At 68.5% G+C, this 19,560-nt stretch carries 19 protein-coding genes and 1 pseudogene; 10 read left to right on the forward strand and 10 right to left on the reverse strand.

Annotation, left to right across the window (positions count from 1 at the left end; translation table 11 throughout):
- The 3 genes from nuoL to nuoN are packed head-to-tail and all read left to right on the forward strand — an operon-like array spanning position 1 to position 5,131.
- On the forward strand, positions 1-1,887 hold the full coding sequence (gene nuoL, locus ACWEKR_RS10980; protein WP_452354320.1) for an NADH-quinone oxidoreductase subunit L: 1,887 nt from the start codon (positions 1-3) through the stop codon (positions 1,885-1,887).
- Positions 1,884-3,509, forward strand: coding sequence for an NADH-quinone oxidoreductase subunit M (locus ACWEKR_RS10985; protein ID WP_452354321.1), 1,626 nt, complete (start codon positions 1,884-1,886; stop codon positions 3,507-3,509). Before nuoL ends, ACWEKR_RS10985 begins: the two co-directional genes overlap by 4 nt.
- Positions 3,506-5,131 carry an NADH-quinone oxidoreductase subunit NuoN gene (gene nuoN, locus ACWEKR_RS10990; protein ID WP_452354322.1) on the forward strand — a complete coding sequence of 542 codons (1,626 nt, stop codon included), beginning with the start codon at positions 3,506-3,508 and terminating at the stop codon, positions 5,129-5,131. Before ACWEKR_RS10985 ends, nuoN begins: the two co-directional genes overlap by 4 nt.
- 64 nt (positions 5,132-5,195) lie before the next feature.
- Here the strand turns inward: nuoN and ACWEKR_RS10995 are convergent, their stop codons facing one another.
- From ACWEKR_RS10995 to ACWEKR_RS11005, 3 genes are read right to left on the reverse strand one after another with little or no spacing between them, the layout of a single operon-like run.
- On the reverse strand, positions 5,196-6,023 hold the full coding sequence (locus ACWEKR_RS10995) for a helix-turn-helix domain-containing protein (protein ID WP_452354323.1): 828 nt from the start codon (positions 6,021-6,023) through the stop codon (positions 5,196-5,198).
- Between the two features lie 5 nt (positions 6,024-6,028).
- Positions 6,029-6,577 (reverse strand): DUF6879 family protein, encoded by a 549-nt coding sequence (locus ACWEKR_RS11000; protein ID WP_452354324.1) that lies wholly within the window; start codon positions 6,575-6,577, stop codon positions 6,029-6,031.
- Positions 6,577-6,861: a hypothetical protein gene (locus tag ACWEKR_RS11005; RefSeq protein ID WP_159840714.1), complete on the reverse strand. Its 285-nt coding sequence runs from the start codon at positions 6,859-6,861 to the stop codon at positions 6,577-6,579. Before ACWEKR_RS11005 ends, ACWEKR_RS11000 begins: the two co-directional genes overlap by 1 nt.
- Positions 6,862-7,062: 201 nt before the next feature.
- On the opposite strand from ACWEKR_RS11005, the gene ACWEKR_RS11010 reads away from it, so the two are divergent.
- The 3 genes from ACWEKR_RS11010 (at position 7,063) to ACWEKR_RS11020 (ending at position 9,067) form a co-directional block, all read left to right on the forward strand.
- Positions 7,063-7,302 (forward strand): GntR family transcriptional regulator, encoded by a 240-nt coding sequence (locus ACWEKR_RS11010; protein WP_452354325.1) that lies wholly within the window; start codon positions 7,063-7,065, stop codon positions 7,300-7,302.
- Between the two features lie 344 nt (positions 7,303-7,646).
- Positions 7,647-8,234: a TetR/AcrR family transcriptional regulator gene (locus tag ACWEKR_RS11015; RefSeq protein WP_452354326.1), complete on the forward strand. Its 588-nt coding sequence runs from the start codon at positions 7,647-7,649 to the stop codon at positions 8,232-8,234.
- The gene (locus tag ACWEKR_RS11020; protein ID WP_452354327.1) at positions 8,231-9,067 is read left to right on the forward strand and encodes an alpha/beta fold hydrolase; all 837 of its coding nucleotides are present in this window, start codon (positions 8,231-8,233) and stop codon (positions 9,065-9,067) included. The genes ACWEKR_RS11015 and ACWEKR_RS11020 overlap by 4 nt, the downstream gene beginning before the upstream one ends.
- 273 nt (positions 9,068-9,340) lie before the next feature.
- Here ACWEKR_RS11020 and ACWEKR_RS11025 read toward each other — a convergent pair whose 3' ends face one another.
- The 5 genes and pseudogenes from ACWEKR_RS11025 to ACWEKR_RS11045 all read right to left on the reverse strand — a co-directional run bounded on the left by ACWEKR_RS11025 (position 9,341) and on the right by ACWEKR_RS11045 (position 13,148).
- Positions 9,341-10,771 carry a S8 family serine peptidase gene (locus tag ACWEKR_RS11025; protein WP_452354328.1) on the reverse strand — a complete coding sequence of 477 codons (1,431 nt, stop codon included), beginning with the start codon at positions 10,769-10,771 and terminating at the stop codon, positions 9,341-9,343.
- A 54-nt stretch (positions 10,772-10,825) separates the two neighbouring features.
- Positions 10,826-11,422, reverse strand: coding sequence for an HdeD family acid-resistance protein (locus ACWEKR_RS11030; protein ID WP_452354329.1), 597 nt, complete (start codon positions 11,420-11,422; stop codon positions 10,826-10,828).
- A 104-nt stretch (positions 11,423-11,526) separates the two neighbouring features.
- Positions 11,527-11,892, reverse strand: a complete 366-nt coding sequence (locus ACWEKR_RS11035) for a hypothetical protein (protein ID WP_452354418.1) — start codon at positions 11,890-11,892, stop codon at positions 11,527-11,529.
- Positions 11,893-12,093: pseudogene (locus ACWEKR_RS11040) on the reverse strand (maltokinase N-terminal cap-like domain-containing protein); the annotation flags it as partial.
- A 119-nt stretch (positions 12,094-12,212) separates the two neighbouring features.
- A complete protein-coding gene (locus ACWEKR_RS11045; protein ID WP_452354330.1) occupies positions 12,213-13,148 on the reverse strand; it encodes a hypothetical protein in 936 nt (311 codons plus the stop codon).
- 556 nt (positions 13,149-13,704) lie between these two features.
- Here ACWEKR_RS11045 and ACWEKR_RS11050 point away from each other — a divergent pair.
- Both ACWEKR_RS11050 and ACWEKR_RS11055 read left to right on the forward strand, forming a co-directional pair.
- Positions 13,705-14,892 (forward strand): NAD(P)/FAD-dependent oxidoreductase, encoded by a 1,188-nt coding sequence (locus ACWEKR_RS11050; protein ID WP_452354331.1) that lies wholly within the window; start codon positions 13,705-13,707, stop codon positions 14,890-14,892.
- Positions 14,893-14,902: 10 nt separating this feature from the next.
- On the forward strand, positions 14,903-15,844 hold the full coding sequence (locus tag ACWEKR_RS11055) for a sigma-70 family RNA polymerase sigma factor (protein ID WP_452354332.1): 942 nt from the start codon (positions 14,903-14,905) through the stop codon (positions 15,842-15,844).
- 193 nt (positions 15,845-16,037) lie between these two features.
- Here ACWEKR_RS11055 and ACWEKR_RS11060 read toward each other — a convergent pair whose 3' ends face one another.
- A complete protein-coding gene (locus ACWEKR_RS11060) occupies positions 16,038-16,961 on the reverse strand; it encodes an NAD-dependent epimerase/dehydratase family protein (RefSeq protein ID WP_452354333.1) in 924 nt (307 codons plus the stop codon).
- A complete protein-coding gene (locus ACWEKR_RS11065) occupies positions 16,958-17,635 on the reverse strand; it encodes a TetR/AcrR family transcriptional regulator (protein ID WP_452354334.1) in 678 nt (225 codons plus the stop codon). The genes ACWEKR_RS11060 and ACWEKR_RS11065 overlap by 4 nt, the downstream gene beginning before the upstream one ends.
- Before the next feature lie 75 nt (positions 17,636-17,710).
- Here ACWEKR_RS11065 and ACWEKR_RS11070 point away from each other — a divergent pair, with 75 nt between their 5' ends.
- Both ACWEKR_RS11070 and ACWEKR_RS11075 read left to right on the forward strand, forming a co-directional pair.
- The gene (locus ACWEKR_RS11070) at positions 17,711-18,031 is read left to right on the forward strand and encodes an MFS transporter (RefSeq protein WP_452354335.1); all 321 of its coding nucleotides are present in this window, start codon (positions 17,711-17,713) and stop codon (positions 18,029-18,031) included.
- A gap of 314 nt (positions 18,032-18,345) precedes the next feature.
- Positions 18,346-19,551 carry a site-specific integrase gene (locus ACWEKR_RS11075; RefSeq protein WP_452354336.1) on the forward strand — a complete coding sequence of 402 codons (1,206 nt, stop codon included), beginning with the start codon at positions 18,346-18,348 and terminating at the stop codon, positions 19,549-19,551.
- Positions 19,552-19,560 lie beyond the last annotated feature (9 nt).

Here is a 19,560-nt window from a genome sequence, read left to right on the forward strand (position 1 = left end):
GTGGACACCGCAACGCTGTGGCTGCTGCCCGCCCTCCCCTTGGCGGGCGCTGTCGTACTGCTGCTGACCGGCCGCTACGCCGACAAGTGGGGTCATCTGCTCGGCACCGCGATCGCGCTGGCCTCGTTCGCGGTCGCCGTGCTCGGGTTCGCCGACATGCTCGGCCGCGACACCGCCGACCGCGCGATGCACCAGGACCTGTTCAGCTGGGTCCCGGTGGCCGGCCTGCAGGTCGACTTCTCGCTGCAGGTGGACCAGCTGTCGATGTGCTTCGCGCTGCTGATCACCGGTGTGGGTTCGCTCATCCACGTCTACTCGATCGGCTACATGAGCCACGATCCGGCGCGACGAAGGTTCTTCGCCTACCTGAATCTGTTCCTCGCGGCGATGCTGCTGCTGGTCCTGGCGAACAACTATCTCGTGCTCTACCTCGGCTGGGAGGGCGTCGGCCTGGCTTCCTACCTGCTCATCGGGTTCTGGCACGAGAAGCCATCGGCGGCAACGGCGGCGAAGAAGGCGTTCGTGGTCAACCGAGTCGGTGACATGGGCTTGGCGATCGCGATGATGGTGATGTTCGCGACGTTCGGGTCGATCGACTTCGGCGTCGTGTTCGGCGCCGCGCCCGCCGCGAGCGAGGGCACGCTCACGGCGATCGGCCTGTTGCTGCTGCTGGCCGCGTGTGGCAAGTCCGCCCAGGTGCCGCTGCAGTCCTGGCTCGGTGACGCGATGGAAGGCCCCACCCCCGTGTCGGCGCTCATCCACGCCGCCACCATGGTCACCGCGGGCGTGTACCTGATCGCGCGCTCCCACGCGATCTTCGACCTCGCACCGAACGCGCGCCTCGGCGTGGTGCTGGTAGGCGCGGTCACCCTGCTGTTCGGCGCGATCATCGGCTGCGCCAAGGACGACATCAAGAAGGCGCTGGCCGCCTCCACGATGAGCCAGATCGGCTACATGGTGCTGGCCGCCGGACTCGGCCCCGCCGGATACGCCTTCGCCATCATGCACCTGCTCACCCACGGGTTCTTCAAGGCCGGGCTGTTCCTCGGCGCCGGTTCGGTCATGCACGCGATGGACGACGAAACCGACATGCGCCGCTACGGCGGACTGCGCACCCTGCTGCCGATCACCTACGTCACCTTCGGTCTCGGCTACCTGGCCATCATCGGAGTGCCGCCGTTCGCCGGATTCTTCTCCAAGGACCGGATCATCGAGGCGGCGTTCAACCAAGGCGGGATGAGCGGGATCGCGCTCGGCCTGGCGGCGTTGCTCGGTGCGGGCCTGACCGCGTTCTACATGACGCGGGTGATGCTGATGACGTTCTTCGGCGAGCGCCGCTGGAAACCGGACACCCACCCGCACGAATCTCCCGCGGTGATGACCGGCCCGATGATCCTGCTCGCCCTCGGCTCGATCGGGGCCGGAGCGGTGTTCGCTTTCGGCTCCTCGCTGCAGAACTGGCTCGAACCGGTCGTCGGCGCCCATCACGGCACCGAGACCGTCCCCGCGGCGCTGGTCACGATACTGGTACTCGGCGTGGTCGCCGTCGGCGTCGCGGTCGCCTACTCGCAGTACGCACACCGTGAGGTCCCCGAGACCGCACCCGAAACCGTGTCCGCACTGACCGTGGCCGCCCGGCGCGATCTCTACGGCGACGCCGTCAACGAAGCCGCGTTCATGCGACCCGGCCGGCATCTGACCCGAGCGCTGGTCTTCCTGGACAATCGCGGCATCGACGGCGTCGTCAACGGCACCGCGGCACTGATCGGCGGGTTGTCCGCACGGGCCCGGCGCATGCAGTCCGGATTCGTGCGCTCCTACGCTCTGTCCATGTTCACCGGCGCGGCCCTGGTGGCCGCCGCCCTGCTGGCGGTGAGGTTGTGGTGAACGAATTCCCCTGGTTGACGACGCTGTGGCTGGCCCCGGTCGTCGGTGCGGCGATCGTGCTGATGCTGCCCCCCGCGCAGCGCACCCTCGCTCGAGCCGTGGCGCTGGGCTTCTCGGTGCTCGTGCTGGGTCTCGGCATCGGGCTGGCCGTGCGGTTCGACACCGCGGGCGCCCAATACCAGTTCGTCGAATCCCATCAGTGGATTCCGGCGTTCGGCGCCGGCTACACCCTCGGCCTCGACGGCATCGCGCTGGTCCTGGTACTGCTGACCGCGGCGCTGGTGCCCCTGCTGATCCTGGCGGGCTGGCACGACGAACGCGAAGTCGGCAGCGGCAAACGGGTGGCCCACACCTACGTCGCACTCACCCTGCTCGTCGAGGCGATGGTGCTGGTCTCCTTCGTCGCCCTGGACATCTTGCTGTTCTACGTGTTCTTCGAGGCGATGCTCATCCCGATGTACTTCCTCATCGGCGGGTTCGGGCCGCGCACCGGGGATGCGCTGCTGCGCAGGCAGCGCTCCCGCGCGGCGGTGAAATTCCTGCTGTACAACCTGTTCGGCGGGCTGATCATGCTGGCCGCGGTGATCGGGTTGTACGTCCTCACCGCTCGCGAGGGCCTCGGCGAGGGATCCGCGGGCACGTTCGATTTCCGCACGGTGGTCGCCGCCGCCAACGCCGGGCAGCTCGGCGCCGGTCCCGCGGTGCTCAATGCCCTGTTCCTCGGCTTCATGTTCGCCTTCGCGGTCAAGGCTCCGCTCTGGCCGCTGCACACCTGGCTGCCCGACGCCGCCGTCGCGGCCACGCCGTCCAGCGCTGTGCTGATGATGGCGGTGGTCGACAAAGTGGGCACCTTCGGCATGCTGCGCTACTGCCTGCTCCTGTTCCCCGGCGCGTCGGACACCTATGCGCCGCTGGTGATCACGCTGGCGGTGATCGGCATCGTGTACGGCGCTCTGCTGGCCATCGGGCAGACCGACGTGATGCGCCTGATCGCCTACACCTCGATCTCCCACTTCGGCTTCATCATCCTCGGCGTCTTCGCCATGACCAGCCAGGGCCAAACCGGCGCGACGCTGTACATGGTCAACCACGGTATCTCCACCGCGGCGCTGTTCCTGGTGGCCGGATTCCTGGTCTCACGGCGAGGTACCCGGCTCATCGCCGAGTACGGCGGCGTGCAGAAGGTGGCTCCCGTGCTGGCCGGCACCTTCTTCATCGCCGGTCTGGCGACGCTGTCGCTGCCGGGTCTCGCCCCCTTCGTCAGTGAATTCCTAGTGCTGGTCGGGACATTCACCCGCTACCAGTTCGCCGCCGTGATCGCCGCCAGCGCGCTGGTGCTCGCGGCCCTCTACATTCTGTGGCTCTACCAGCGGATGATGACCGGGCCGGTGAAGAAAGGCAACGAGCGCATCCATGATCTCGCACCGCGCGAAGTCGCCGTGGTGGTCCCGTTGATCGTCGCGCTGCTGTTTCTCGGCATCTATCCGAAGGTTCTGACCGACTTCATCAATCCCGCGGTGAGCCAGACGCTCACCACCATCGGCCGCAGCGATCCCGCACCCTCGGTACCACCCTTGCCGGAAGCGGGATCGGCCCACCAGTCCGGAGGTGCCCACAAGTGAACGTCCCGGCCTCCGCTACGACGCTCGCCGCGAGCGTCCCCGCGCCGAGCATCGAATACGGCGCCCTGTCCCCGATGCTCATCGTGTTCGGCGCCGCCGTCCTCGGCGTCCTGGCCGAAGCGTTCGTCGCCCGGCGCTACCGCTATGCCACCCATGTGGTGCTGAGCGTGGCCGGCCTGACGGCGGCGTTGATCGCCGTCGTGGCGTTGGCGGGCACCGAGACCGTCGCCGTCGCCGGGGCGGTCGCGATCGATGGTGTGACGCTGTTCCTGCAGGGCACCATCCTGGTCGTGTCGATCCTCGGGGTGTTGTTCATCGCCGAGCGCGGAGCCGAACCCCGTATACAGGCGCGGTCCGGTCCAGGAACCTGGAGCCGAGCCGCGGCCGTTCGGGAACGGGGTGTGGACGCGTTCACGCCGCAGGCTTCGGCAGTACCAGGCAGCGCGGCGGAAGCGGCGGCGCTGCGCGCGGGCGTGGCGACCACCGAGGTGTTCCCGCTGACGCTGCTCGCCGTCGGCGGCCTGCTGCTGTTCCCGGCGTCCAACGACCTGCTGACCATGTTCGTCGCCCTCGAGGTGCTGTCGCTTCCGCTGTATCTGCTGTGCGGGCTGGCCCGGCGCAAGCGGTTGCTCTCCCAGGAAGCGGCGCTGAAGTACTTCCTGCTCGGCGCGTTCTCCTCGGCGTTCTTCCTCTACGGCGTCGCGCTGCTGTACGGCCAGGCGGGTACGGTGCGGCTCGGCGGCATCGCCGACGCGATCGCGCAGCATCCGGACAACGCGACGCTGGCGGTGCTCGGGATCGCCATGCTCGCCGTCGGCCTGCTGTTCAAGATCGGCGCGGTGCCGTTCCAGTCCTGGGTGCCCGACGTCTACCAGGGCGCTCCCACCGCGATCACCGGCTTCATGGCCGCGGCCACCAAGATCGCGGCGGTCGGCGCGCTGGTGCGCGTGCTGCAGGTCGCGGTGCCCGGCCTGCGCGACGACTGGCGGCCCATCCTCGCGGCCGTCGCGATCGCCACCATGGCCGTCGGCGCGGTCATGGCGATCACACAGACCGACGTCAAACGAATGCTCGCGTATTCCTCGGTGGCGCATGCCGGCTTCCTGCTCACCGGACCGGTCGCGGCCAACGAGCGCGGTGTCGCGGCGGTGCTGTTCTACCTGGCCGCCTACGGTATCGGCACGCTCGGCGCATTCGCGGTGGTCAGCCTCGTCCGCGAACCGGACGGCGACGAAGCGACCGGCCTGCCGCGATGGGCCGGGCTCGGCCGCCGCTCCCCCTGGCTGGCCACGATCTTCGCGCTGTTCCTGCTCTCCTTCGCCGGGCTGCCGCTCACCAGCGGCTTCGTCAGCAAGTTCGCCGTCTTCGAGGCCGCCGCCTCGGGCGGTGCGACACCGCTGGTCGTCATCGGCGTGATCTGCAGCGCCATCGCGGCTTTCTTCTACCTGCGGGTCATCGTGCTGATGTTCTTCACCGACCCGCCCGCCGACGCTCCGGTGCTGGTGTCCCCGCCGCTGACGACGACGATCGTGGCGATCACCGCGGCGATCACCTTCGCGCTCGGCGTCTTCCCCCAGCCGCTGCTCGACCTCGCCGGCCAGGCGGCGACCTTCGTGCGCTGACCCGACCCGGCGATGCCGCCGCTGGACGACAGTGGCGGCATCGCCGTCGCACTGTTGCGGGCACTCAGCTGCCGCGCCGGCGTTCCAGCGCTTTCGCGATCAGCGCGCGGGCGCGATCACCGTACTCGGCTTGGTCGGCGAGGATCGCGAATGTCCGCTCGTGCAGGGCGATCTCCGACGGACGAGTGATGGTGAGTTCGGCCGAAACCGTCTCGGTGAGCACCTGCGCACGGTCGTAGATGACGAAATTCGTCGCGGGGGCACGGTACTCGGCGCAGATCGGGATGATGCCCAGCCGCACCCTGGGGTTGGCCATCACCGCCAGCAGGTGGGCGAGTTGCTCGGCCATGGTGGCGGCGTCGCCGACCGTGCGCCACAGCGCGGCCTGGTTGACCACGAAGTGGAACCGGTGCTTGGCCCGGAACAGCACTTGCTTGCGGGCGATGCGGGCGGCCACCGCGTCCTCCAGGTCGTCGCGTCCACCGGTGACCGCGATGCAGGCGGTCAGGATCGCGCGCGCGTAGCCCTCGGTTTGCAGCAGTCCCGGCAAGGTGTCCGGCGCGTACCAGCGGATCTGCGTGGTCTGCGCCTCCAGATCGATCGACTGCCGTTGCCTGCGCGCATGCCCGGAGGCGACGGTGCGCTGCCATTCCAGGTACATCGACTGCAGATTGCGCGCGTTGGCGACCAGATCGTCCAGCACGGCGGTATTGCCGCACGCTTCGCACCACGCCGCCAGATCCGCCTCCGAGGGCGTCTGCTTGCCGCCCTCGATCCGGGAAACCTTGCTGGAATGCCAGCCGCATCTCGCGGCCAGTTCCAGGCCGGTCAGGTGGGCGGCACGACGTAATTCACGTAGGCGCGCGCCCAGCACCTCACGTGCGTCCGACACACCGTTCACTCGGGTACGTGCTCACTCTCGGAATATCGTTGATGATCAATGCCCCTGGGCCACAGTCGTTCCCGCACCTGCAGGTAGCGGGCGATCAGCGCCGGGTCGGTGGTGATCGACAGCCCCATGAACGCCCCGTTCTCCGCGAAGGTGTTGAAGGCGAGGGTGTTCGTGTCGAACAGCCAGTAATCGTCGGAGGGCAGATCGACGGGGTCGATCAGATGCCGCGGCAGCCAGCGCACGGTCTCGCCGGTGGCGATGTTGTCGTCGGTCGCCGACACCAGCCATCGGGTGTAGCCGGTGTGCGGAACGGTCACGACGCGCAACCGCTCGAGCGTGACGCCGCGCGTGGCTGACTCGACCATCAGGGCATCCCAGGCTTTCCAGGACTCGGGCTGTTCCTCTCGCTCGTACGCTACTCCGGCATCGAAGCGGCGCAACGCCTCCTGCTCGTCCTCCAGCGCGTAGTGGTCGCGAACCTCCAGATGGAAGGCACGGAATCGAGCCGCCCGGAAGAGCGGCTCGAAACAGCGGTCACCGACGACGTGCAACATCAGCGCACCACCACGGCGGTTTCGTGACAGTCGAGGGTCAGCTGGGCAAGCAGTTCCGGGTCGGTGACCGGTTCACCGGCCACCAGCACCGAACCGCAGGTGCCACTCGCCTCCACCCGTAGCCACATGCCCGGTTCCAGCCAGTCCAGCAATTGGTGTGGCACGAGGACCGTTCCGGTGCGGTCGGTCGCATCGCCCTGCACCACCAGCACGCCGGTGTCGGTGGCGTACACGGCGGGACAAGCTCCATGATCGGATCCGGATCCGAGAAGTCGCAGGTTCATAGCTGATCCTTTGCGAGAGCTGACGGACGATGTCGTGCAATCGTCCCCACCGGAGGCGCTGGCGGTCAACGCGATTCGCAAAGTCGCGCAAAGTCATGGCGGGGGTATCGGTGTGGCTTCTACCGTCGATTCGGCAACTCCGGCCACCGAGCCTCAGTCGATTCCTGGGTTGCCTTCTCCCGAGGGAAAGGCCGCGACATGATGAGACGACCCAGGACTGCCGCCGATTTCGCGGTGCTGGGTGTGCTTGCGCCAGGCGGATTGCTCACCGTCGAGCAGCTGGCTCAGCAGGCGCGACTGACCTCATGGACGGTGCGCAGCGCATTGCTGCGCCTGCAGTCGCGCGGTCTGATCATGGATTGCCAGCACCGCGGCCGCTGGGCCATCACTCCGCGAGGGCGGGGTGAATGGGCCGCGAAGGGACGGCGATTCACTTTGTGAGCCGATCCGCGCGGCTTCGGTCGGGGCGCCGAGGTTGCCCGGATGGCCTCGCCGACGGAAGGCCGACTCGTGGCATGGGTCGGCCATGCGGTTAGCGAACGCTCGATCCTCGCGGCGCTCCGTGGGCACGTCGGGCCGAATCCCACTTCGAGGAACAAGTTGCGACGGTTGGCGGACCAGCTGATCGGTTGCCACGCCCCGACGACGGACGATCCCGAGGATCCGGTGGGCAAAGACGCGGTTCGTAGCCCGAATACCGGTGCGCATGCCGAAGCACCGCCCCACGGTGCAAACCTAAGCGTCCTAGGATATAAACTATTAGTACTAGGAATGGAGGTGTGCGCATGATGGCTCGGGCCGGGCTGACCGCGGAGCGAATCACCCGCGCCGCGGCCGATCTCGCCGACGAGATCGGACTGGACAACGTCACCATGTCGGCGGTGGCCAAGCAGTTCGGCGTGCAGGACGCGAGCCTGTACTCGCATGTCAAGAATTTGCGAGAACTCCGCGCGCGCGTCGCCGTGCTGGCGGCCACGGAGAAGAGCGAGCTGATCGCGGCCGCGGTGGCCGGGCGCGCCGGACGCGACGCTCTCGCCGCTTACGCCCACGCTTGGCGGGACTACGCCCTGCGCTACCCCGGCCGGTATGCCGCGAGCCAGCTTCCGTTCGATCCGGAAGTCGCGCGCACCGCGACCGGCGCGTTGCGCGCCGTCGAACTGACCTACAGCATGCTGCGCGCCTACGGTTTGGCCGAACCCGACCAGACGGACGCCGTGCGCTTGCTCCGCAGCACGTTTCACGGCTACAGCGTTCTCGAGGCGACCGGCGGATTCGGACACACACGCTCCACGGCCGACTCCTGGGAACGCATCATCGATGCCCTGCACGTCACCCTCGAGCAGTGGCCGACCGAGAACAAGGAGAAACGATGAGATCCGGCACTCTGCGCGTCCCGGGAGCCACGCTGTACTACGAACTGAGCGGCGCCGGGCCGGTCCTGCTGTTGCTACCGGGCAGCGGAGGCGACGCGGCAGTCTTCGACCCCATCCTCGAGCCGCTCGCGCGGCACTTCACCGTGGTCACCATCGACCCGCGCGGCTACTCCCGCAGTGTGCTCGACCCCGGCCCACCGGCCGACATCGAGGTCCACGTGCAGAGCGAGGATGCCCACCTCCTGCTGGAACACCTCACCCCTGCGGGGGAAGACGCCTACGTGTTCGGCGGCAGCGGCGGCGCGGTGGTCGCGCTCGATCTGCTCGCCCGCCATCCCCAGCGGTTACGGCTGGTAATCGCACACGAGCCGCCTTCTTTCGGCGTGCTGCCCGACGCCGCCGAACACAAGGCGTTCGTCGACGAGGTGTACGCACTGTTCGTCACCGACGGTCTCGCCGCAGCGGGCGCTCGTTTTCTCGAAGGCATCGGCGGAGGCGTCAGCATGCCCGACCCTGCGCAGCTCTCGCCGCGCGCCGCGGCGATGATCGAACGTCTGCACGCCAACGCACCGCGCAACATGGCACACGAATTGCGTGCGATCACGTCGCATCTGCCCGATGTGGCGGCCTTGGCACCGGTCACCGATCGCCTCGTAGTGGGTGCGGGCCGGGAAAGCAAGGGCAAACTCCCGTATCGCCCCGCGCAGACACTCGCCGCACAGCTGAACATTCCGCTTACCGAGTTTCCTGGTGGACACAGCGGATTCACCGACGCACCCGCCGAATTCGCACAGGTGCTGCTCGACTTGCTGATGGCCGCCCGCGTGGAATGATCATCGTGACCGGGCGGGGCACGGCCCGGTCCACCATTGTCGAAGCGCGCCGCCCGGGGCCTGAGCGTTCAGCTCGTCCCCCGCCGAGGCAACCGAGCACCGTTGCCGGGTGAGTTACTGCCGGTAGGCCATGAGTTGCTACCCGATACCCGGATTCCATTTCTGTCAACTAATTACCGAATGGATTTCACCTAGCGGAATCGGATGGATCAGCGCTGGTCTCTGGACTGATTCCGAGCACTTCATCCCCGGTGGGATCGTCGTCTCGACGGCCTATCGCGGCAGGATCATCGACTTCAGATCCGGCAGATTGCCGATACGCTGGATCGCGGGACGCTCCGGCGCATCGGTCTGCGGCGAGCCGGTGTCCCGCAGCCGCGCACGTACCTCCGCGGGCGTCTTGCGTCCGGCCGCGGCCGCGCTCATTCCCTGGAAGCTCGTGACCGCGCCGGCCACGATCGGCGCCGCGCTGGACGTTCCGCTGAATACGTCGGTGTACCAGAGGTCCTCGTCGGGTCCGCCTTGCAGGTCGCCGTATCCGGTGGTGGTGACTTCCAGTCCCCAGCCCTGCACGTCGACCCGCTCTCCGTAATTGGAGAAGGACAGGCGGGATCGGGCCGGGCCGTAGTCACGGCCGTGGAAGCCGGGCGGGGGTGCACCGGCTCCGACGAGGATCGCGCCGGAGTCGGCCGCACCGCCGCGGAACGGATTGCGCCAAGTGTCCGGGAACTCCGCAGGCCGGGTGTCATAGATCGCGTCGTCGAGATCCTCGCCGCCGTTCCCGCCCGCCTCCACCACGATGACGCCCTTGCCGACCGCATAGCGGATCGCCGCGGCGTCATCGGGCCACCATTCGATCGCGATGCAGCCACGCTGATCCGGCCGGTTGGCGTAGGTGAATCGGGGGCCTGGACGGTGCAATTCGAGCAGCATCACATCGCCGGTGTTCAGCGCGTCCGCGGCGGAGCGGATCGCGGCGGCCGAACCGGATCCGAAGATCGACACCGCCCGGATGTAGGCCTCGGGAACGATCCCGGTGATCCCGTAGGCATTCACGTCGCCGCTGATCACGCCGGCGACCGCGGTGCCGTGGTCGCGCCAGCCCTGCTGCGGTGCGGGGTTACCTCCGATCACCCCGCCTTGGTTGACCTGCAAGTCCTCGTGGGTGAACCGCCATGCGCCCTCGATGTCCACCACGCGTACGCCGGTCCCGCGGCCCCCGGGTACCGTCCAGGCCCATCGGGCGTCGATGCCTTTCGGGGCCGCGTCCAGGTAGCCCTGCCGCACCGCGAAATCCGGGGTCACCGGCGGCGCCTCAGCAGCGGAGCGGCCGGTGATCGCTCGCGCCCCTTCCGGCGCGAGAGGCGGTTCGGCGGGCGGTTTCACATATGCCGCCGCGACGTCGTCGGCGGCCCGCAGGCGCGCGGCCAGCTCGTCCAGTCCGCCGGTGACGCCGCGGACGAAGAAGTAGTTGAGGTATTCCGCACCGGTCTCCAGATGCGGGGTGCCGGTGAGTCTGCGCTCCACACGGTTGGCCGGTCCGAAGATGCGCACGAGTTCCCCGCCGGGCGGGAGCAGTTCCTCCAGACGTGATTGTGCGCTGCGACTGTCGTTCAGCGCGATCGGTGTGATCGCGGTGTCGGCGCCACGGGTGATCACGATCAGCTCCGCTGGTGACCGGAGTGGGGAGTGCTGGGATGCCATGGTGCCCAGTCAACCTCGACAGCACACGGCTCGCCACCGGATGCGTTCGCGCGGTCAGCCACCCAAGCGCAAGCTCGGCACCACGTCCGGCATCGTGACCACGTCGCGCCGGGAACCCGTGGCGAACAAGGCTTCCATCGTCCCGATCGCGACCAGGCACGGCCCCGCCACCCAGCCGAGTGCGTCCGGCGATTCGAACAGCACCACGCTCACCAGCACGCCGAACGCCAGCGTGACCAATCCGAACAGCTCGTGCCATCCGCGCCGGGGCAAGTCGTCGTCCCAGACCGCTACGGTGGCGTGGCAGATCCCACGGATCGCCCAAGCCAATCCGATCCAGAACGACAGCAGCGGAGTGGAATTCCCGCCCGCGAAGCACAGCGCCGCCAGTAGAGACGACACTATGCCACTGACCAGCACCAGCACTCGCAACGGTGTGGCGAAGCGGGCACCGACCGCCACGACCAATTGCAGGACGCTGTTGAGCAGCAAATAGCCGCCGGACAGCAGTTCCGCTGTCGGCAGCGACTTGTGCGGCCACACCGCTAGGGCCACACCCATGATCATCGAGCAGGCACCGGCCACCAGTACCGTCTGCCGGACTGTGCCGGCCAGTGGTTCCGTACGCCCTTCGACTTCGGTTTCGGGCATAGCTACATGATATGACCGAGGGTCCGGTTAGCGGCTCGTTTGCCTCACGACGGCACCGTCATCCATGCGCGAGGGCTTGGCGGGTCCGGCCGGTCATCCCCGAATCAGGCGGCCAGCTCGAGGAATACACCGCTGACGCTGGTGCCGTCAGCTAGCCGCCAAGGGGCGATGACATAACCGGCGGCGGCCGGTTCCGATCCCTGCAGAAGGCGATGGACTCGTACGGTCCGGTCGCCCACCGGGATATCGGTGCACACCGACTCCTCTCGGGCGATACCGAATCCTTGTGCGAGCGAGAGCATGTCGGCACTGCGGACGGTGACCGAGGAATCCGGCGCGTTGCTTTCGTTCTGGGCCTGCGGGCGGGCCTTTCCGGTGAGCAAGGCGACGATCTGGGCCACCGCCACCGGGTCACGGGTGGCGTCGTAGACCCACCGGGTGCCGAGGACACCGTGTTCGGAAGTGCCCACGAACGCATCGGCGGCCTGCGGTAGCGGCGAGCCTCGGTAAGTCAGCGGAACGTGATAGGTGCATGGCCGCGCTCCGGAGTGATCTGTGACCGCCAAGAATTCGATCCCGACTTCCCCCTCCGGTCGTCGACCCGGAATCCACCGGCTTTCCGTAGATCCGCGTGGTTCGCACCGCGATACCAGGCACGACTGGGCAACCATGAGGCAAGCAGTTCCATCTTGGTGGGCACCATGGTGGTCCGGTGAATGACGGCCATGCCGGATCCTTTCTCTTGGTCACGCTGCCGCACCGAGAATATGGCCGGCACCACATCGGCCTATCACCCGTCGCCGCGCCGTTCGGGTTCGGTAGCGGACAGCTTGCGGCGAGCTTCGGCGAGGAGTTCGTCCAGTTGAGCCTCGGCGCGTTCGGCGCGCGCGAGGGTCTGGGCGCGGGCTTCGTCCAGCGCTTCGAGACGTTGCGCGGCTTCTGCACGCGCCTTCTCGACGGCGGCTGCGGCTTCGGCGCGGACAGAGGCGAGTTCGGCCGCCGCGGCCCGACGGGTGTCGGCGAGCTCGGTGCGGGTCGCGTCGAGTTCGGCGCGCACTCGCCGCCATTCGGCTCGCGCCTCTTCGGCGGCTTCGGCACGTTCGGCGGCGGTGCGTTCGGCTCGCTCGGCCGCTCGTTCGGCGTCGGCTGCGCGTTGGGCGGCGAGATCGCGTTCGGAATGGGCCGCCGCGACCTGTGCCGCCGCTTCCCGCCGGGCCTGCGCGATGTCGGTCTCGGCGCGGCGTTCGGCTCGCTGAACCTGTTCCGCGGCTTGCTGTTCGAGGCGTTCGGCCTGCTCGGCGGACTCGCGGCGCACAGTGCGGATCTCGGCTTCCGCGGCGCTGCGGGCGGCGAACACCTCGTCCGCCGCCTGCTTGGTGACCCGTTCGACTTCCCGTAGCGCGTCGTCGCGCGCCGCATCGGCCTCGGCGATAAGTGCTTCGGCCTGCTCGGCAGCGCTCGCCGCGTCGTCGGCGGCGGACTCGGCGAGTTCCCTGGCCTCCTGCGCCTCCCGCCGGGCCTGCTCGGCCGCTACCGCTGCGCCCTCCGCCTCGGCGATCCGCCGTGCGGCATCGACCTGTACCGCTTGCACCTGGGCTTCGGCGATCGCCGGGTCCGCGAGCGTGGACAACTCTGCGACGGCGGCGCTGAGCGTGGTGTTCAGCTGCTCCGCCAGTCCGCGGAATTGGGTGAGCAGTTCATCGGCGCGCAACCGCGCGACAGTCACCGGCCCCGGTTGCGTCACAGTGACGGGAACGGCCGCTGCCTCGGACTCCTGTTGCTGCCGTTGCCGCTCCCGCCACGCGCGCCATCGCGTGTGATCCGGCCGGTCACAGTACTCGGAGGGACGGCCGGGCCCCGCTGCACTCGTGATGGGACGGGAGCAGCCCGGATAGTTGCACACCTTCGACACGGCCAGATCGTAGCGTCTGCCTCGTCGGGCCAGCCGAGTTCGGCCTGCCCGTCCCCATAGGGGTTGCCCACCAGGCGGAACAGCGCCACGCGCGGGCTCGCCGAATCAGGGCGTCATCGGCGGCGGCGTACGTATCGAAGAACCGCGTGGCGTCTCCTGCGGGCGGCCTCTCCGGCGGGCAGAAGCAGCCAGGCAGTTACCCGATCCGTCCTCGGATCACGGCGGCGAGCTCGCCGGAATCGAGGACGCCCGAGAGCGTGGCGGTCGTCTGCCGACCACGCCCCGGTGTAGCCCACGTCACTGGTTGATGCTGTCAGGAATTCGGGGGCTGTCTCGTTCAGGAAGCACGCGAACCAGACAGGAGCGAACCATGAAGCACCGCATCGTCGTCCTCGGGGCCGGATACGCCGGAGCATACTCCGCCACATTCCTGGCCCGCCAGCTCCACTCCGACGATTTCGAGATCACCGTTGTCAACGCCGAACCCGACTTCATCGAGCGGTTGCGCCTGCATCAGCTCGCCGCCGGGCAGGAGCTGCGCCACCGGCCGCTGGCGGAGGTGTTCGCGGGCACCGACATCCGGCTACGCCTGGCTCGGGTCACCGACCTCGACCCCGAGCATCGGACTGTCACCGTCGCCGACGGCAACGGCATCGACCGGCTCGAATACGACACCCTCCTCTACGCGCTCGGCAGCACCATCGCCGACCACGGCGTTCCCGGCGTCGACGAGCACGCCTACCATGTGGCGGCGCGGCCGGCGGCGCTGCGGCTGCGCGCACGCCTGGACGAGCTGGGCGAGGGCGGGAAGGTACTGGTGGTCGGCGGCAACTTGACCGCGATCGAGGCCGCCACCGAGCTCGCCGAATCCCGTCCAGGGCTTCAAGTCAGCCTCGTCACCCGCGGCGAACTCGGCGGCTGGCTGGGCGCCAAGGCTCACCGGCACATGTGGCGCGCCTTCGACCGGTTCGGTATCACGGTCCACGAGCACTCCGCCATCGTGCGCGTCGAGGAGGCTGCGGCGATCGCCGCCGACGGCACCGTTTTCGGCTCCGACGCGACCGTGTGGGCCGCCGGTTTCGCTGTCCATTCGATTGCCGCAGCCAGCGGCCTCGCGGTGGAACCCAACGGCCAGATCACGGTCGACCGTCAGATGCGGTCGGTCTCCCACCCGAACGTCTACGCCGCCGGTGACAGCGTCTTCGTCATCGGCGACAACGGCCTGCCGTACCCGATGTCGTGTGCTTCGGCCGGACCCACCAGTAAGGCGGCGACGGCTGCGATAATCGGGGACCTGACCGGCCGCAAAGTCGCGCCGACCACCTTCTCCTATATCGGCAACCACGTCAGCCTCGGCCGTAACGACGGGCTGTTCCAGCTGGTCGACGGGGACGCGCGGGCGAAGCCGGGAGCCCTGCGCGGCTGGGCGGCCGCACGCGTCAAGTCGGCGATCATCAATACCGCCGCCTGGGCTGTGAGCCGCCCGACTTTCGGAAAGCCGAGTCACCAGTACCGCTTGGCCATCCGGAAGCCCTCGACCGAGCTGGTCGCTGGATAGAGTCGTGCTCATGGACACTGCCACCGTGGCGCGTTTCGAGGCCAGCCGGAATCGGCTGGCCTCGCTCGCCTATCGTCTGCTCGGCTCGGCCGCCGACGCCGAGGACACGGTGCAGGACGCGTTTCTGCGGTGGCAGGCCGCCGACCAGGAGCACGTCGAGGTGCCCGAGGCATGGCTGACGAAGATCGTCACCAACCTGGCGCTCGACCGGCTCCGTTCGGCGAAGGTGCGGCGGGAACGCGCGGTCGGCGCTTGGATGCCCGAACCGCTCCTGGACGGCGACCCGATGCTGGGTCCGGCCGACACCGTCGAGCAGCGGGAATCGGTGACCTTGGCGGTGCTGACGCTCATGGAGCGCCTGTCGCCGGTCGAACGGGCCGTTTACGTGCTGCGCGAGGCTTTCGCGTACAGCCACGCCGAGATAGCCGAGATTCTCGGCATCAGCGAGTCCGGCAGCCAGCAACACGCGCACCGAGCCCGGCGTCGACTCGCCGCCGCCGGTAACGGCACCGACATCGACCACGCTTCCGCGCGTCGAATCGTCGAGGCGTTCGTCGATGCCGCGTCTTCGGGCCGGACCGAACGGCTGGTCGCGCTGCTGACCGGCGACGCGACCGGCATTTCCGACGGCGCCGGGTTGGGACTCGCCGAGAAGCTGGTCAGGTTTTCGACGCCGGAGCGGATCGCCGGCGCGGTACGGGCCGGCTTCAAACCTTCACCGGCCAAGCGCAGACTCGCCGGTGGCTCGCCGTCGATCCATGCCGCCGTGGTCAACGGCTGCCCGGCCATGCTCGCCACACTCGACGACCAGGTCCTGGGCGTCGTGATCCTGGAGGTTCGCGACGACAAGATCGCAGGCGTGCGCGGCATCGCCGCCCCGGACCGACTCCGTCGCCTCACCGCGGAATGGCAGCGGCAGGAGCACGATGTCCCGCTGATCGAATCGTGGTGATCGACCGTTCGGCCGAACACTGCGGCTCCCGCCTCCGGATTCCCGACGCCGTCAGGAAGTGCGAAGTAGCTTCGGCGGCTGCGGGTTTCGTCCAGCGTGGGGGTTGTGGGTCGACCTCGTGGTCCGTGAGCCGGGTGGGCCCGTGACCGTAAGCGGTGGTGACGAGTTCGCCGGTTGTCGGTCGAGTGGGAGCTCAGAGCCTGATACCTGCTGCCGATAGATCCTGTCGCACTGCGTCGATCTCGAGTAGTTCGTGAATCCATGTCGGTGCGGTGATTCGGTGGTGTGCCAGCGCCTGGACGGTCGTGGCGGCGACCGCGGCTGTGGCCAGGGATTGGCCACGGCCGGTGGCCCACCGTATCGGTCCGTCGGCGGGCCGGGCCAGGACCACCCATCTGTCGCTGCCGGGCATTCGGCGTGGAACCAGCGCCTGCAGTGCCGGCGCCCAGGTGAGTGCCGCCAGCCCGGCGGTGGCAAGCCGGGAATCCAATCTCAGATAGGTGCGGACGGGTACCGCGTATTCGCGGGTGAGTCGGTGTTGGTCGGCGAAGTCAGCGCGCAGCGCGGGAAACGGTTTGTACCCGGCCTGTCCGGGGACCGTGAAGTGCGCAGGTTTGGTGAAGTTGCGGACGCTGGTGCCGTCCGGGTCGGCGAAGTGCCGTCCCAGCAGCCGGTAGGTCCAAGCTGTCGCGGCGGGACCGTGGTGTTCGCCGGAACCGAGCCCGATCATGACATCGACCGGGCCGAGGTCGTCCGAGAGCGCGTCGACGGCGAGTAGGGTCGTCAGACCGGGCGCCAATCCGACACCGAGCATCACCGGCCCCCCGACGTACTCCAATGCCCGCACGTAGTCGGAGGTCGCTGAGATCTCGACGAACACGATCCCGCGGCGGGTGCACTCCTGGGCGAGCCGGACGTCTTCGGCGCCCGCGCAATTCACCACGATCGACACCCCGGCCAACGCGGTGATGAAACTGTCCATCGCGGTTACATCGATCACCCGGTCCGCGCGTGCCGCGTCGCGTCCGGCCGCGAGCACCGGGATTCTCCGCGCGCGTAGCAGCCGTACCAGGTGAGCGCCGACGGCTCCGTATCCACCCAGGACCAGCACGCTCACCGCGCCTCCTCCGGCGCGGAGGTTTCCTCGGTGTCGCCGCGCGATCGTCCCGAGGGGAGCAATTGCAGGATGAGAGCCTCGGCGGCCCAGGACTCCCACTCGGCCGCGGTCCATCCGCGTTCGTGGACGAGTAACCGGTAGATCTCGGGGGCCAGCGTGGCGAGCGCGATGTCGGCGGCGCGGGCAGCAGCGAGGCCCCGGCGCAGCGGTGTCTTGGCGGCGAGGGCCTCGGCCAGGCGGAGCTGGACCAGGTGACGCTGGGCGAAATTCGTTTCCCAGAGTTCGGCGAGTTCGGGAGCGGTCGCCGCGGCCGACCGGATCACCTCGAGCAGCGGGCCCACCCTGGCGTGAATCGTTGCCGCCGCGGCGACTTGAAGCCGGATCTGCTCGATGGGCGCAGCCGCCACCGCCGCGGCGAACCAGGGACGATCCAAGGTGGCGACCGGTTCGGTGTCGCCGGCGATCTCGATGTCGAGTAGTTCGGACAGGATCGCGCGTTTGGTGGCGAAGGTGAAGTAGAGCGTCTGTTCCGCCATCCCCGCCCGCTCGGCGATCGCTTTCATCGTGGTCGCCGTATAGCCGCGGGTGGTGAACAGTTCCCGCGCCGCTGCCAGCATCTTGGCTCGGTTCGCCATTGTCTTGGCCGCCCGCACACCGGTGTTTCTCCCTGTCATGCCTCGCATACTACTTGACTGTAGTGCTGCTCTAGTGAAACTGCTGTAGTACCGCTCTAGCGAAAGGCCGGGCTCATGGCACGCGTAGGCGTACTCGGGATCACGACGGTCGAGTTGGTCGCCTTCCTGGCCCCAACCGTGCCGAATGTGGCGCTGCCCAGCATCGGCGCGGACCTCGGGCTCGACGAAGCGGGACCGGGATGGGTGACCAATGCCCACCTGCTCACCTTCGGCGGATTCATGCCGCTGGCCGGGCGCGCCGCGGACGCACTCGGTCCACGCCGGGTGTTCGCGGGCGGACTCACCGTGTGCAGGCCGGATACACCGTTGAATCCCACAGTCCCAAGCGGCGATTCCGAGGGATCCGGACCTCCCGGCCTGACCGCTGATAAGTGAACCTTATCGGCGGTCAGATTCCTAGTTTGGGCCGGTTTCCCCTCGGAATAATTTCGTTTCGTAGCGTTGATTATGACGAAACTAAATACCAACGGAAAGGACGGAAAACTGGGTACCCCCTCGCCAGGGGTCGAGGGTCGGTTCTCATCGCTTTGACGCGACTGGCGAGCGCTTATCGGTGCCAACCGCTTTCGGAGAGGCTCACGCCGAGTGGATCCGCGCCAGGGCCGCACCGCAGTGCCGTAGGCTGATTTCCCGCGCCGAATGCCGGAGTGCGTACAGCCAGTCACCGATGAGAACGCGGGAGCCGTGTCGTGGACGATCGATCCAGCGTTGTGGTGGTCCCGGACGCGGTGCGCACCGAGTTGCGCCGTGGCGTGCGCAGCGTGCTGGTCGATGCGGCGGCACTGCGGTTGGTGCGCGACCGCTTCGATGACAAGCAAGCCGGTTCGCTGCGCCGGTATCTCGAGGCGTCGCAATCGGCGAACACACTGCGCGCCTACCGGGCGGATTGGGTGGCGTGGTCGGCGTGGTGCGCCACCGAAGGGCGCCAGGCATTGCCCGCCGACGCGCTGGACGTTGCGGTCTATCTCGCCGCGGCCGCCGACGCGCGGCGCGACGGCGGCGAATGGGCTTTCAGCCCCGCAACGTTGGAGCGTAAATCGGCGGCCATCGCGGCGGTGCACGCGGCGAATGGCCTGCCGTCACCGACTCGGTCGGATGTGGTGCGGCTGACGCTGCGCGGCATCCGCCGCACCCGGCGGACACAACCCAAACGCAAACGGCCCGTCCTGCTGCACACTCTCGACCAACTGCTCGGCGGGCTGCCCGAGCCGGGCTGGCCGTCCGAACCCGCCCGGCGGCGGGATGCGCTCGCACTGCTCATCGGTTTCGCGGGGGCTCTGCGCCGCAGTGAACTGGCCGGCCTGCGTATCGGCGACGTCGAGGTCGGCACCGACCACACGACCGGCGAGCCACTCCTGCTGATCCGGCTGCCCGCGACGAAGACCGACCCCACCGGCGCGGCCGAACAACGCGTGGCCCTCCCCCGCGGCCGCCGCCCCGCGACCTGTCCGGTCTGCGCCTTCGCCGATTGGCTGCGACTGCGCGAAATACACGCTACCGCGGGAACTTCCGGCGTGCGCGCCTGGCTGGCCGACAGTCCCGCGAAGTCGGCCGACATCCACCGTTGCCATGGCTTCACCGGCACTACGCTCACCGACGCGGACCTGCCGGTCTTCCCCACCATCAACCGGCACGGCGGGATCGGCGACCGTGCTATGTCCGGCCGGGCCGTCGCCGAACTGGTCAAGCGTTACGCCGCCCGGGCCGGGCTCGACCCCGACCTGTTCTCCGGACATTCGCTGCGCGCCGGGTTCGCCACCCAGGCCGCGCTCGGCGGCGCCAGCGACCGCGAGATCATGCGCCAGGGCCGCTGGACCAACCCGCGCACCGTCCACGGCTACATTCGCACCGCCAACCCGCTGGAGGACAACGCGGTCACCAAGCTCGGATTGTGACTCCGGGTC

The organism is Nocardia sp. NPDC004573, from assembly GCF_053602135.1.

Coding starts and splice junctions, on each gene's coding strand:
- ACWEKR_RS11000 (WP_452354324.1), bottom strand. CDS start 6,577: ATGTTGCACGTCGTCGGTGACCGCTGTTTCGAGCCGCTCTTCCGGGCG.
- ACWEKR_RS11005 (WP_159840714.1), bottom strand. CDS start 6,861: ATGAACCTGCGACTTCTCGGATCCGGATCCGATCATGGAGCTTGTCCC.
- ACWEKR_RS11010 (WP_452354325.1), top strand. CDS start 7,063: ATGAGACGACCCAGGACTGCCGCCGATTTCGCGGTGCTGGGTGTGCTT.
- ACWEKR_RS11015 (WP_452354326.1), top strand. CDS start 7,647: ATGATGGCTCGGGCCGGGCTGACCGCGGAGCGAATCACCCGCGCCGCG.
- ACWEKR_RS11020 (WP_452354327.1), top strand. CDS start 8,231: ATGAGATCCGGCACTCTGCGCGTCCCGGGAGCCACGCTGTACTACGAA.
- ACWEKR_RS11025 (WP_452354328.1), bottom strand. CDS start 10,771: ATGGCATCCCAGCACTCCCCACTCCGGTCACCAGCGGAGCTGATCGTG.
- ACWEKR_RS11030 (WP_452354329.1), bottom strand. CDS start 11,422: ATGCCCGAAACCGAAGTCGAAGGGCGTACGGAACCACTGGCCGGCACA.
- ACWEKR_RS11050 (WP_452354331.1), top strand. CDS start 13,705: ATGAAGCACCGCATCGTCGTCCTCGGGGCCGGATACGCCGGAGCATAC.
- ACWEKR_RS11055 (WP_452354332.1), top strand. CDS start 14,903: ATGGACACTGCCACCGTGGCGCGTTTCGAGGCCAGCCGGAATCGGCTG.
- ACWEKR_RS11065 (WP_452354334.1), bottom strand. CDS start 17,635: ATGACAGGGAGAAACACCGGTGTGCGGGCGGCCAAGACAATGGCGAAC.
- ACWEKR_RS11070 (WP_452354335.1), top strand. CDS start 17,711: ATGGCACGCGTAGGCGTACTCGGGATCACGACGGTCGAGTTGGTCGCC.